Genomic DNA, 14,090 nt, shown 5'->3' on the forward strand with positions numbered 1-14,090 from the left:
TTGAATGCGTTAACCGGAGACTCCGGTTACCCCTTGCCCATCACAGCCGAAGCAAATTTGCCTGCATTTATCTGCTGGCAGATAGGTGCATTATCTTGTAGGGGAATTCTGATTCACATTACCGCCCGTCGGCAGAAATTCGCCGCTCGTCGGTGAGATGTTGACCGCCATCAACAATTGAGCGAACTGGCCTTGTCGCTGATAACGAGAGGTTAGATCTCCGACCACATCCGCAAGAGGTTGTGGTAGCAGCCCGTAAGCCGTATTCGCGAGGTCTCGTCCGCATTTGTGGCAGTAAGCTGCTGGATGGCATTGTCCAGATCAAACAACATGGTGCGTTGACCATCATCACGCACCATGCTCTGCACCCAGAAGAAACATGCTAACCGCGTACCGCGCGTGACGGGATTGACGCGATGCAGGCTGCTGGCGGGGTAGAGGAGCATATCGCCGGCAGGGAGCTTTACGGTCTGGGTGCCGTAGTTATCTTCGATCAGCAGTTCGCCGCCGTCATAGCTGCTGGGTGGGGTGAGGAATAGCGTCGCGGAGAGGTCGGTGCGGATTTTGTCGGCGGTGCCGGGGAGCAGGCGGATGGAGCCGTCGACGTGGTTGCCGAAGTGCATGCCGCCTTGGTAGCGGTTGAACATGGGCGGATAGATGCGGTTGGGTAATGCCGCGCTGATGAACAGTGGGTTTCGTTCTAACGCCGCGACTACGATGTTGCCGAGTTCGATGCCTAGTGGAGAGGCTTCGGCGATTTGCTGGTTTTGTTTGACGTGGATGCCCTGGTGGCCTGCGGTGACGCGGCCGTCTACCCAGGGGGCGTCAGCCGCGTCGAGGCGCTGGCGGAAGTGGGTGAGTTGGTCGGTAGTGAGTAGGGCGGGGATGTGGACCAGCATGGTGAGCGTGTTCGCAATGTGTTGGTTGTGGCGAGTGTGACCCCTCACCCCAACCCTCTCCCCGGAGGGGAGAGGGAGCATGCCTCGCTAGAACTTATAGGTAAACGTCGCCAACGCCGTGCGACCGATGCCGGGTACGGCACGTCCACCATCGGAGGGAATCACCGCATCGAAATATCGTTTGTTAGTGAAGTTCAACACGTTGAGCCGAATGTCATAGCGCGGTTGATGATACGCCACGGTAGCGTCCCAGCGCGTGTAGCCGCCTACGCTTACATAGTTGTTGTTTGCCGCGTAGCGTTGCGACATATAGGTGGGGCCGCCGCCGGCTTCCCAGTGTTCGGCAAAGGTGTAGGTGCTCCAGGTAGTGAAGGTGTTGCGCGGTGTGTTGGCGGGCACGTTGCCCTGGGTGCCGTCGAGTGCCTTCACGATTCTGCCATTCATGTGGCTGTAGCCGGAGAAGATCTGCCAGTTTTTGGTGAGATGGCCGACCAAGCCAAGTTCGGCGCCGCGCACGCGGATGTTGCCGTCCAGTGTGTATTCGCCTGATGAGGTTTGCGTGCGCGCGTTGGTTTGCTCTAGCTTGTACAGCGAGGCATTGATCGCCAGCATGTCGTCAAGCAGATTCCATTTGCCGCCGATTTCGTAGGAGCGGTTTTTCGATGGTGCGAGGTTTTGCGTGCCACTGGTCAGTGTGAGTTGTTCTAGCACCGGATTAAATGATGTGCCGTACGACGCATAGTAGGATTGCTTTTCGCTCGGTTGATAGATCACGCCACCGCGCACACTGGTGAAATACACCGTTTGCTGCGCATAAGCCGGTGCCGAGATGGTGTTGCTGATATGCGCATCGAAGCGATCGCGTCGCACACCGGCGACCACCATCCATTGGTCGTTGAACTTGATCGTGTCATTGGCGTAGACCGCCGCTGTCTTGCCAGTCGATTGTGCGTAGTTGCCCACTGTCGTGGTGACGTTGGCGGGTGTCGCTTCGTATACGGGATCGAGCAACGAAATGAGCGGCAGGCCATTACGCGTGTAGGTCTGGTTGTTGTAGGTTTCGCGCGCCAGTTCCACGCCGGTGATCAGCGTGTGTTGCCAGCTTCCCGTATCGAACTTGGTGACGAGGTCGGTCTGGCTGTCCAGCAGTTTGTCGTGGATGACGCGGTCGTGGCTTGCGAGCTGCGCGTACAGATACTGCAACGGCAGGTTGGTCGGGTTGCCGAGTGTCTTGTTGAGCGTTACACCGCTGGCAGTGACGATGCTGTTGGCAGCGGTTTCGCGCGCATCGGTTTTGTATTGGCTGTATTGCAGCTGCGTGCGCAGATTTACGTTCTCCGAGAACACATGTTCCAGGCGCGCGTTGAATTCGTCGATGCTCTGGATGGTGCGATCGTCAGTAAGGCCGTACCAGTTTTTAGGGTTCATCTGCGCTGGGCGGCCGTTGATGGGCGGCAGACCATAGTCGGGCGTGTCGTGGTTGTGCTGGATCAGGGCCGATAGCGTGATCTGCGTCGGTGTGCCGATGCCGAAGCGCAGCGACGGTGCGATGCCGCCATCGCGATTGTTGAGTACATCGCGTGTGGAATGCATGTCCTGGCCGTAGATGTTCAGGCGCGCAGCAGCAGTGTCGGACAGGGGCTGGTTGATGTCGCCGGTCATGCGATAGCGATCATTGGTGCCTATCGTGGCGCTTACGGTGCCGAAGGCTTTCAGTTCCGGCTCCTTGGTCACCTGGTTGATCACGCCGCCGGTGGAGCCGCGGCCGAACAGCATGGAGGAAGGCCCTTTCAGTACTTCAACCGCGTCCAGGTCGAACACGTCGCGATAGTACTGGCCGGGATCGCGGAAGCCGTCCAGATAGATGTCGGTGCGTGCGGTGAAGCCACGCAGGTTGATGTTGTTGCCGATCTGGCCGCCTTCCGCTGCGCCGATGGTGATGCCCGGTACATTGCGCAGAGCATCCTGCAGCGAGGTGGCGCCCTGCGCATCGAGCAGATCGCGGTTCACCACCACGACCGTTTGCGGGATATCGCGCAGCGAGGTCGGCACTTTGGCGCCGACGGTGGATGTGTCGGTGGTGTAGTCGTTGCCGAGCACGCTGCCGGTGACGTGCACCGAGTTCAGCGTTTTCGGCTTGGATGGCGTTGTTGGCGTGTCATCGCTTGAAGAAGCGGAGGTCTGTGCGTGTGCGACGGCGGGCAGGGCGAGCGCAAGCAGCAGGGCGGTTTGCAGCGGGGAGGTGCGGAAATTGGCGGGCATGGGCAACGATGTCGGCAAGTGGGAAGGGCAGAACGGGTGTTTAGCTGGCTGCTTGGCCGCGTCGCTGCGGTGTTTTTGCGACGCCCCAATCCCGCTTGCTGCCTCAACCGGCATTCTGTAAATGCGAATCATTTTTATTCTTACATGCCGTTACAAAGTTGTGAAGCCCTAGGTTTCTCCCTCGTCAGAGGCGGGTGTCTTCGCGATGAAGACTGCAAATATCCGGTGCTTAAAGGAAATCAGCCGGCATTTGAGTCGCTGTTGCTAGAAGTGACGGACGACAAAAAGCCAGAACCCCGGCTACGCGCGGTAACCGGGGCTCCTGGGCGTACACGCTTATTGGGTCAACTGCACCCAATCCGGGTGGTGGATCCAGAAATCCTCGCGGGACCGAATCCAGCCGGACGCCTGCTGGTAAATCAGCCAGGCGTTGATCACATCGAGCAGGTCGCCATCGTTTCGGCGTACGGCGAAGCCGTGTGCCGTTCTGCCATACGTTTGCACGTTAAGCGTGTGCAGTTGGTTCGGATAGGTCTTCGCCAAGGCGGTGGGCACCGGTTCCTCGGCGATGAATCCGTCGAGCTTGCCCTCGCGCAGGTTCTTGATAGCCTGCATTTCGTCCTGAATCTCCACCACTTTGCTCTGCCCAAAGTATTCCTTGGTGGTGGCTGCGGTGACCGTCCCTGACAACACGCCGATGGTGTGCGAGCTGCCGCTCTGCAGCTTGGTCACGTCATCACTGCCGATCGCCTGCCGATTGACCACCAAGCCCAGTGCATAGTCGCCATAGGGATGGCTGAATTTCAGCAGCAGTGCGCGTTGTGGCGTGATGCTTAGGCCCGAAGCCAGAATGTCGAAACGGTGCGCGCGCAGATCCTCTATACCGCTCTGCCAAGAAGCGGGAACGAGATCGAGCTTCCATCCCATGTCCTGCGCAAGCTGCCTGAGCAGGTCGACTTCCAGGCCGCTCCACTGGCCGTTGCTATCGCGAAAAACCCAGGGCGCGTTGACGGCTACGCCGACTTTCAGAACACCGTTCTTTCGAATAACGGCCAGGCTGCCTTCCGATTGAGTGGCTGCATCGATGGCGTTGGAAGCCAGGGCCATGCCGGGAAGTTGAAAAAGGCATGCAACCACAATGAGCAACATCAACCGCCGTACTGCACCGAGTGAGTTCATAACTGTTCTCGCAATGGTGGGTAGAAAGTCGAATAGCAGCTTGATAATCGAGCGACGAGCGATCGAACGCAAGCATGGTGCGTCACGCTTTGTTGTCAGTTCCCCGAGCGATGGCAACTTCTTTCACATAGCGACTACATTGCCATCGTCAACGCGAGTTGATGGCGAACAAAGAAAAAAGCCTCGCACTTGCGTGCGAGGCTTTTTGTTTTCGACTTCAGTAAAAGCGCGACTTACCAGATCTTCACCTGCTTGTCGCCGTCGCGAACCATCGTGTCGCCGGTCTTGCACTGGAACGCCTGAGCGAAGGCCGTCATGTTCGACGGCGCACCGATGGCGCGCAGCGAAGCGGGGGCGTGCGGATCGATGTTGAGGTACAGCTCCGCCTGCTTCTGGCGGGTGTTGTTGCGCCACACGCGCGCCCAGCTCAGGAAGTAACGCTGATCCTGCGTATAGCCGTCGATCTTTTGCTGCGCTTCGGCGCCGTTCTTCTTCAAGGCATCCTGCAGCGCATCGTAAGCCACGTTCAGGCCACCGAGGTCGGCGATGTTTTCGCCCAGGGTCAGCTCGCCGTTGACGTGCAGGTCCGGCTTATCCTTGATCGGCGCGTAGCCATTGAACTGATCGACCAGCTTGCCGGTGCGAGCCTTGAACTGCGCCTTGTCCTGCGCCGTCCACCAGTCGGCCTTGTTGCCGTCGCCGTCGAACTGTGCGCCCTGGTCGTCGAAGCCGTGGCTGGATTCGTGACCGATCACCGCGCCGATGCCGCCGTAGTTGATCGCGTCGTCGCCGTTGGCATAGAAGAACGGCGGCTGCAGGATCGCGGCCGGGAAGTTGATGGTGTTGGTGCTGGGGTCGTAGTATGCGTTGACGGTTTGCGGCGTCATGCCCCATTCGGTGCGGTCGGTAGGCTTGCCGATGTGACCGATATCCCACTGATAGTTGAACTTGGCGGCCGCCAGCAGATCGCCGTAGTAGTCGCCCTGCTTGATCTCCAGGCCGTCCCAGCTACGCCAATGATCCGGATAGCCGATCTTGGGCAGGAACTTGTTCCACTTATCCAGCGCCTTCTGCTTGGTGGCATCGCTCATCCAATCCAACTGGGCAATGCGATCTTTCAGCGCTTCGCGTACATTGGTGACCAGTTCCTGCGCGCGCTGCTTGGCTTCCGGCGTGAATTCCTTGGCCACGTACAGCTGACCGAGCGCTTCACCCATGGAGCCGTTGACGGCGCCGAGCACGCGCTTCCACAGCGGCTTCTGCTCAGGCTGGCCGGACAGCGTCTTGCCGTAGAAATCGAAGCGATTGTCCTGGAAGGCGGTGCTCAGGTACGCCGAGGCATCGCTGATAGTGTGGAAGCGCAGATACGCTTGCCACTGCGCGATCGGCGCGCTGGCCAGCTGCTTGTCGAACGCGGCGAAGAACTTCGGCTGCGACAGCGAGAAGCCCTTGTCGATGGTCACTCCCTGCGCCTTGAAGAAATCCTGCCAGTTGAAGTGCGGGGTGAGCTTGTCCGCGTCGGCCACGCTCACGAAGTGGTACTGGTTGTCCAGATCGCGCATCTGCGTGGGCGAGAGCGAGGCGCCGGCCAGCTTGGTCTCGAACGCGAACACGTCGTCGGCCTGCTTTTTGGCGTCGGCTTCCGACACGCCGGTCAGCTCCAGCGACTTGGCGATGTAGCCCTTGTAGGCCTCACGAATCTCGGCGTATTTCGGATCGGTGTAGTAATCGCGCGTGGGCAGCCCCAGACCCGACTGGTTGGCGAAGCCGATCTGGATCTTGGCATCCTTGAAGTCGGCGCCGGAGCCGAAGTTGAACACCTGCTGGTCGCCTTCGGCGAAGCGGTCGGTGATGTACTTGGCGACGTCCTTGGACGTTTTCAGCGCGGCGATCTGATCGAGCTGCGGCTTGATCGGGTCGTAGCCGAGCTTGTTGACGGCGTCTTGGTCCATGCCGGCCTGGTACAGATAGCCGATCTTCTGCTCGATCGATCCCGGCTTGGCCTGGGCGGCGTTTTTGGCGGCGTCGTCGACCAAATCGTGCTGCGTGTTGAGGCTCTTTTCGGCCAATGCATCGAACGCGCCCCAACGGGTGCGATCCTGCGGAATCGGGTTGGCGGCGATCCACTTGGCGTTGACGAAGCCGTTGAAGTCCTGGCAAGCATTGATGCTGCTATCCAGCTCGCTCGTGTCGAACACGCTGACGGGCTTGGCGCTGGCGGTGGTGGCCGCCGCGGCCGGCGCGCTGGAGGACGGGGCCGGGGCGGGTACCGGGGCTTGTTCCTGCTTGCCGCACGCGGCCAGGGCAAAGGTGACGCTCGCAGTAAGCAGCAGCGGCTTCAAATGCTTGTAGGTCATGTATATCCCTCTGGTAGATGTCAGTGATTCGCCCGCAGGCGCTCCCACGTGATGCTGGCCGCGCGACAGGCGTCGCCGATTCGCGGCCATGACCCGCCACGCTAGGCCATAGGTCATGGTGGACACAGTGTCAAAGGTCAGGGGTAGGGTGTAGGCACTTCCAGTGGCTGTTTGTGCGTTGCCGTCCAAGCCGCTGTCCCTTTTTGGGGCAGCTTTGCCCTGGCTTGATTGCCAAGCGGCAGGTGTCTACGCGTGCTTAACCGCTGCTTCTTTGCCCAATGCGGCCGCCGAGCAAATCACTGCTGCTATTCGCCTCCCTCGCAATGGTGGACATATCAATCACGACGAGATGCTTATGCGCATCGGTGCGCTCGGCGGTGTTGTTCATTCCGTTCATAGCGCAGGCAATCCGCCCGGCTGCTGCGTTTGGGAGCAAGAGCACCTGGTGTGCGTAAACTGAGCGATGCGTTGCCAGGGCGCGATATCGCCCGGCGCACTACGTGCCGCGCGAGCGGATTCGGAAGCCTTGGTTGAAACACTCGAAGAAGTTGTGACCGCCGAATGTCATCCGGCCGGCGGCCACAGCGCTGAAAATTGCGACGCGTGCTTCAAACGCGAATTCGGTGCGTCGGTCGCAGGGTTGTTATAAGGCTGTCATCGCGGCTGAGTAAGGTTTCGGGTTATCACGCTGAGGGGAGCGTGCCCATTGACCGTCACCGGAGACTGCCATGCGCTCACGTCTTGCCGTCTGTCTTGCGGCTTCCTTGCTTACCCTCTCCGCCGTTGCGATATGCGCGCCGGATCCCGCGGCCGATGCCTTCCACGGACATAGGCACGACCATACCGCCACGCCGATCAAGCACCTGGTGGTGATCTTCCAGGAGAACGTATCCTTCGATCACTACTTCGGCACCTATCCCTATGCGGTGAACGCACCGGGCGAGCCGCCGTTCTATCCGAAGGACGATACGCCGAAGGTCAACGGCCTCACCAAAGAGCTGCTGACCAACAACCCCAACGCCAACAATGCCGCCAACGGCACGGGTGCGATCAATCCGTTCCGTCTGTCGCGCGCGCAGGCCGCTACGGCCGACCAGGATCACGACTATCAGCCGGAACAGCAGGCGTTCGATAACGGCGCCATGGATCTTTTCCCGAAGTACACCGGCACAGGCGAAACGCTGCCGGGCGGAACTGCGGGTGAAAACAGCACCGGCCAGGTGATGGGCTATTACGACGGCAACACCGTCACCGCGATGTGGCATTACGCGCAGCACTTCGCGATGAGCGACAACAGCTACGGCAGCAACTTCGGCCCGTCCACGCCGGGTGCGATAAACCTGGTTTCCGGCCAGACCAACGGTGTCAGCGATCAGCTGGCCGCCAGCGGCGACATCGTGGCGGATGGCCAGGGCGGTTACACGCTGGTCAGCGATGCCGATCCTCTCGACGATACATGCTCCACGTCCAGCGGCGCACGCGTGCGCTTGGGCGGCAAGAACGTAGGTGATCTGCTCAACGCCAAGGGCATCACCTGGGGCTTCTTCGAAGGCGGCTTCGATCTCACCGCTGTCAATGCGAACGGCACCACGGGTTGCAAGCGCAGCACGCTGTCGACTGTCACGCAGACGGTGAAGGCCGATTACATCCCGCATCACCAGCCGTTCCAGTACTACACCAGCACCGCCAACCCGACGCACGTGCGTCCCACCTCGGTGGCGATGATCGGTCATGCCGGCGATGCGGCCAATCACCAATACGACCTCAGCGATTTCTACGCCGCGGTCGACGCAGGCAACATGCCGGCGGTGAGCTTCCTCAAGGCGCCGGGCTATCAGGACGGCCATGCTGGTTATTCCGATCCGCTGGACGAACAGCAGTTCATCGTGCACGTGATCAACTACCTGCAGAAACATCCAGAGTGGCGCGACACCGCCGTGGTGATCGCCTATGACGACTCTGACGGCTGGTACGACCATCAAGCCTCGCCGCAGGTAAATGCTTCGCAGACCAGCCAGGATGCGTTGAATGGTCCGGGCGTGTGCAACGGTCACGGCACGCTGTCGGGCGTGAACACTGACAAGCCGGTGCAAGGTCGCTGCGGTTACGGCCCGCGCCTGCCGCTGCTGGTGGTGTCGCCGTGGGCGCGCCACAACTATGTGGATCACACCGTCACCGATCAAAGCTCAATCACGCGCTTCATTGAGGACAACTGGCTGGAAGGTCAGCGCCTCGGCGGCGGCTCCTTCGATGCCGTAGCCGGCAAGTTGAACCATATGTTCGATTTCGACGATCCGTTTGCAGAGAATCGTCGGTTGTTCCTGGATGAGCAGACGGGCGAGCCGGTCAAGAAGTGGTAAGTGCTGCCGCGTACGAGCCCCTCTCCCGTCGGGAGAGGGGTTGGGGTGAGGGTGCGATCGATGCGCGGTGATAAAATTTCACGCTAGGCTTCACCATCACGCGCTGTCCGAACCCTCACCCGCCTCTCGGCACCCTCTCCCGATGGAAGAGGGGCTCACTGAGGAGAGTTTTTCGCCTTGCCATCCCGCCGCGATTTCCTGAAGTGGTCCCTGCTCGGTACAGGGGCAGCATCCCTGCGTTTGCGTGCCCACGACATGCACGCCATGCCGAAAATGGGCGGCGGCAGCGCCTTGTGCAAACACATGGTGACGGATCAGCCGAACGTACCGCGTCTGCTGGACCCGACTCAGCTGAAGCCCTTTGTCGATCCGCTGCCGTTGCCACCGGTGCTGCGTGCCAGCGACGGCAAGGCGTTACGCGTGGATATGCGCGAAACCGAACAGCGCCTGCATCGCGATCTGTCGCCCACGCGCGTGTGGACCTATGGCGGCTGTATGCCCGGTCCCACTATTGAAGTCCAAAGTGGCAAGACTGTGCGCATCGACTGGCGCAACGAACTGCCACGCAAGCATTTCCTGCCGATCGACCACCGCATCCACGGCGCCGAGCTGGACAAGCCCGAAGTGCGCGCCATCGTGCACGTGCACGGCGCCAGCGTGCCCACGGCGAGCGATGGCTATCCCGAAGATTGGTACGTGCCCGGCCAATCACGATTGCACACGTATCCCAACAAGCAGGATGCCGCAGCGCTTTGGTATCACGATCACGCGATGGGCATCAATCGCCTGAATATCTATGCCGGTATGTTCGGCAACCTGATTTTGCGCGACGAACACGAGCGCTCGCTCGGCCTGCCGCAAGGCGAACAGGAAATCCCGCTGACCTTGAGCGATCGGCTGCTCACCACTGACGCCCAGCTCTATTACCCCGTTTCCGGCAACAGCGAAGCGCCATGGGTATCGGAAGTGTTCGGCAACGCCATGCTGGTCAATGGCGCATTGCTGCCGTATCTCGACGTGCAGCCGCGACGTTACCGGTTTCGCGTGCTCAACGCTTCCAATGCACGCTTCTTCAATCTGAAGTTGCGCGATGGACGATCATTCCAGCAGATCGGCAGTGACCAGGGCCTACTGCCGGCACCGGTTACGCAGCACAGCGTGTTCATCGCACCGGGCGAGCGTGTGGATCTTGTCATCGATTTTGCTGCGTTGGCTGGGCAGCAGATCGAGCTGCTCAACGATGCGCTGCCGATCATGCAATTACGCATCGGTAGCGGCCGTGTGAGGGATACGAGCGAGGTACCTGCCGTATTGCGAGATGTGCCGCGCATGCCCGAATCGGCCGCGACGCAGCAACGCATGCTCACACTCGATTCCTACCAGGACTGCGTGGCGGAGCCGATGCTGATGCTGCTTGCCGGCAAGCGCTGGCACGAACCGGTGACGGAAAAACCGGTACTAGGCAGCACCGAAATCTGGAACCTGATTAACCTCACCGACGATTCGCATCCCATCCATTTGCACATGGTGCGGTTCCAGATTCTGGATCGTCGCCCCTTCGACTCCGGCGAATGGATGGAGTCGCAGACCGTTCGCTACACCGGCCCTGCGCAACTGCCGTCAGCCGGTGAAGCAGGATGGAAGGATGTGGTGCAGGCGTGGCCCGGCATGATCACGCGCATCATCGTGCGCTTCGATGGCTACGTGGGGCGTTATGCGTGGCATTGCCATCTGCTGGAGCATGAGGCGAATGAGATGATGCGGCCGTTCGAGGTGGTGGCTGCCTGATCGTCATTCCGGCGAAGGCCGGAATCCAGTCGAAATGTGCGTCCGAAGGACACAACATTTTTATATTGAGTGCTTCGCACAATATGCTTTAACTGGATTCCGGCCTTCGCCGGAATGACGGTGAGGCAAGAAGGGCTGAGCGGCAATCTTGCGGATCATTTTGTCGCAATATTTGCCAACTGCGCCGCATCCACCCGAAGTACCGGATAAGCACCCACGCGTTGCACCGTGTACCACGGCGAATGCATGAAGAAGAAATTCAATCTTGCACGGCTGTTTGCCGCAAAGGCCGGATTGTCGTGCAGATTCTGCTCGAACTCCGCCTTCAGTTTCGGATTCTTCGCCATCATCTCGCGCGCAAGCTTTTCCAGCACGCGCGGCTCGCCGAATTCCTTGGCTTCGAAGATGGCGTTGAGATAACCCCAACGCAGCAGTGAATCAGAGGCTTGCGGTTCGAGCAACTGGATGGCGACGTTCGCAGCACGCTGATTCATCGGCACGATCACCGATCCCGCTGGCAACGTCACTTCAATCGGGTGAGCATGCAGGTTGAAGCTTTGTAGCATCAGATGCCCTTCAAAAGGTGCCTCTGCCCACTTGGGCTCATCAAGCTGGTAGGCGGTGGCATCCACTTCTTTCATCGGATGGCCGATGCGTCGATAGGCAATGCCGTGCGCATCGAGCTTGTCGATGATGGTTTTCCATTCGCCGGGCACGATATAGGCGGCAGGCGGTGTGATCGATATATCAGGCAGCAGGCCATTCCGATTGTCGATGCGGTAAGTAACGGGCTTACTCGGGTCGTACTGGATCCAGGTGTCGTTGGAAATATCGCTGTGCGTTTGCGTAAACGCGTAGCCTTTCAGTTCGTACGGCGCTGGTGTGGGATCGAGCTTGAACGTCAACGGCTCTTGCGCGTGAGCATTGTCGACGCGGGCAATGGTGTGCGCATCGGCCTGACTGGTTGCCGCAAGCAAGGCGGCAGGGTTGCGGTTGATGTCGTCGAGCAGCACACGCACCAGGTCGTATACCGCATGCACGCGTACCGCATAGGTTTTCAGCATGTGCGTTTCGATCAGCAGCGCCGGGCGATTTTGCAGCGCGGCGTAGCCGGTGGAGAAACGCGGCCCGGATCCAAAATTCTGGATGCCCTTGCGCGGATCGCGACCGTCCTTGAATTCCAGGTAGATGGAAGCCGAGTGGCCAAGCTTTTCGTAGGCCGGCATGGCCTGCTCGACCATAAGCGTGTGCTGCCACTGGGCAACGGTCGGATCAAGCTTGTGCGGATCCTCGGTGTACCAGGTGAGGTCGTACTGGTAATCCGCGCCATCCGTGGTGTGCACGTCGATCAGGAAGTCTGGCAGCCAGGTCTGCCATAGCTTCAGCCACGCCAGCATTTCCGGCGCATCGGCCTTGATGTAGTCGCGATTGAGGTTGAGGTATTGCGATTGACCGCGAAAGCCCATGCTTTCTGGACCGTTCTGATTGATGCGGTTATAGGGCGACGTGTATTCGTGTCCATCCACGCTGAACACCGGAATGTAGACAAGCACCACGTGATCGAGCAGATGCGGGTATTTGCCGGCTACGGCGATATCGCGCAACAACATCAGGCCCGCATCCTTGCCTTCGATTTCGCCGGGATGGATGCCAGCTTGCAGCAGCACAATGGGTTTGTGCGCGGCGCGTGCAGCGTCAGGTGTAAACGTACCGTCCTTGCTCGCAATGACCACCGTCATCGGGTGGCCTTGCGGCGTGATGCCGAAGTTTTCCAGCTTGATCGTGTTCGGAGCGGCTTGCTGCAGTCGCTGCAGATAAGCCAGCGTTTGCGTGTAGCTTGGTGTGGTGCGGAATTCGGACGCCTCCGCGGGCGTGGTCCAGTCGGTGTCGTGCGGTCCGGCGGCGTGCGTGCTCATGCTTATCGCTCCAAGGACAATGGCAAGCCAGAAACCGCGCGCGATCATGCATGGCTCTCCGACGCCGGCAATGCGGACGGCGAGGCGGGCAGGGTGTCGGGCGCGACCGCGCCGCCGGAGATGATGAAGGCCATGGCTTGATCCATCGTCCAGTCGGTGGGCGTCAGTTCGTCCAGTGGTACCACTTCCAGATATCCGCCAGTGGGATTGGGCGTGGTGGGGATGTAGACCGCGGCCATTTCGCGGCCGGTGCCTTCTTCCTGCATGACGCGTGTCACGAAGCCGACTACCTTCATGCCCTTGCGCGGAAAATCCACCAGCACCACGCGTTGTGCGCCGCTGGGTTTGTTCTGCAAGACGGTCATCAACTTCTTGGTACCGCCGTAGATGGTCTGCACCAGTGGTATGCGCTGTAGCAGGCTGTCGAACGCGTGCAGCAGCCGCTGGCCGATCACACGGTTGGCGAGAAAACCGAGCAGATACAGCGTAATCAGAGTGAGTAGCAGCGCCAGCACATAGGTCACCCAGCCATGGCTGAGCTGCTCGGCCGCCTGTGGCGATACCCAGCCCAGCGCGCCTACGAACGCGGCGACCAGTGGCGCACCAAGCCCGGCCAGGAACCCGACGATGAATTTGAACACCAGCCAGGTCACCCACAACGGCATGAAGGTAAGCAGGCCGGTGATGAGATAGCGTTTCAGGCGCAGCGGCGGCATGGGCGACTCGGGGCGGGGAGGGCGCCTTATTGTAGGGGTTGTGATTTTTTCGCGCGCGCCGCGAATAACAGGTTAATCACGGGGACAGGCCATGCGCGGACGGGAACAACAGCGGGCATTCGAGACATTGCTGCGCGAACACCAGCGGATCGTGTTCAAGGTGGTGTCCGTGTATGCGCGCGATCCCGAAGACCGGCGCGATTTGACGCAGGAAATCTGTGTGCAGTTGTGGCGTTCGTTTCCCAGCTTCGACGAAAAGCGTGCGCGGTTTTCCACGTGGATGTATCGGGTTGCACTTAACGTGGCGATTTCGCAGATGCGGCGTCTGCCGCGGCAAGAGGAACGCTTCGAGTCGCTGGAGCAACATCATCTGGAGACGATCAGCGGCGAAGGCCAAGCCGAACCGGATGGGCGCCTCGTGGCCTTGTACCGATTTATCGATCAGCTCGATCCGCTCAATCGTGCATTGATTCTGCTGTACCTGGAAGACCGCAGCTACAGCGAGATGGCCGAGATTCTGGGCATCAGCGAAACCAATGTGGCGACCAAGATAAGTCGCATCAAACAAAAGCTTCGCAGCCGGATGGCGACTGCGGAATCGACGGAGGCATAA

At 59.9% G+C, this 14,090-nt stretch carries 10 protein-coding genes; 3 read left to right on the forward strand and 7 right to left on the reverse strand.

What is annotated here, in order from left to right:
- Window positions 1-212: 212 nt before the first annotated feature.
- The 5 genes from ISP18_RS06390 to ISP18_RS06410 form a co-directional block, all read right to left on the reverse strand.
- A complete protein-coding gene (locus tag ISP18_RS06390) occupies window positions 213-899 on the reverse strand; it encodes a Fe2+-dependent dioxygenase (RefSeq protein ID WP_380010947.1) in 687 nt (228 codons plus the stop codon).
- Between the two features lie 87 nt (window positions 900-986).
- Window positions 987-3,161: a TonB-dependent receptor gene (locus ISP18_RS06395; RefSeq protein ID WP_380008254.1), complete on the reverse strand. Its 2,175-nt coding sequence runs from the start codon at window positions 3,159-3,161 to the stop codon at window positions 987-989.
- A 336-nt stretch (window positions 3,162-3,497) separates the two neighbouring features.
- Entirely contained in the window at window positions 3,498-4,268 is a 771-nt protein-coding gene (locus tag ISP18_RS06400; protein WP_380008257.1) for a substrate-binding periplasmic protein, read from the reverse strand.
- Between the two features lie 305 nt (window positions 4,269-4,573).
- Window positions 4,574-6,697, reverse strand: coding sequence for a M13 family metallopeptidase (locus tag ISP18_RS06405; RefSeq protein ID WP_380008259.1), 2,124 nt, complete (start codon window positions 6,695-6,697; stop codon window positions 4,574-4,576).
- Between the two features lie 256 nt (window positions 6,698-6,953).
- The gene (locus ISP18_RS06410) at window positions 6,954-7,085 is read right to left on the reverse strand and encodes a hypothetical protein (RefSeq protein WP_380008262.1); all 132 of its coding nucleotides are present in this window, start codon (window positions 7,083-7,085) and stop codon (window positions 6,954-6,956) included.
- Between the two features lie 340 nt (window positions 7,086-7,425).
- Between ISP18_RS06410 and ISP18_RS06415 the strand changes: the two genes are divergently transcribed.
- Complete coding sequence (locus tag ISP18_RS06415) at window positions 7,426-9,057, forward strand: phospholipase C (RefSeq protein WP_380008265.1); 1,632 nt, start codon at window positions 7,426-7,428, stop codon at window positions 9,055-9,057.
- Window positions 9,058-9,234: 177 nt separating this feature from the next.
- Window positions 9,235-10,845 (forward strand): multicopper oxidase domain-containing protein, encoded by a 1,611-nt coding sequence (locus ISP18_RS06420; protein ID WP_380008268.1) that lies wholly within the window; start codon window positions 9,235-9,237, stop codon window positions 10,843-10,845.
- A gap of 155 nt (window positions 10,846-11,000) precedes the next feature.
- Here ISP18_RS06420 and ISP18_RS06425 read toward each other — a convergent pair whose 3' ends face one another.
- On the reverse strand, window positions 11,001-12,761 hold the full coding sequence (locus tag ISP18_RS06425; RefSeq protein ID WP_380008271.1) for a M14 family metallopeptidase: 1,761 nt from the start codon (window positions 12,759-12,761) through the stop codon (window positions 11,001-11,003).
- Window positions 12,762-12,805: 44 nt separating this feature from the next.
- A complete protein-coding gene (locus ISP18_RS06430; RefSeq protein WP_380008275.1) occupies window positions 12,806-13,477 on the reverse strand; it encodes a DUF502 domain-containing protein in 672 nt (223 codons plus the stop codon).
- Window positions 13,478-13,568: 91 nt separating this feature from the next.
- On the opposite strand from ISP18_RS06430, the gene ISP18_RS06435 reads away from it, so the two are divergent.
- Window positions 13,569-14,090: an RNA polymerase sigma factor gene (locus ISP18_RS06435; protein ID WP_380008278.1), complete on the forward strand. Its 522-nt coding sequence runs from the start codon at window positions 13,569-13,571 to the stop codon at window positions 14,088-14,090.

Source organism: Dyella humi (assembly GCF_044904605.1).
Lineage (GTDB): Bacteria > Pseudomonadota > Gammaproteobacteria > Xanthomonadales > Rhodanobacteraceae > Dyella_B > Dyella_B humi.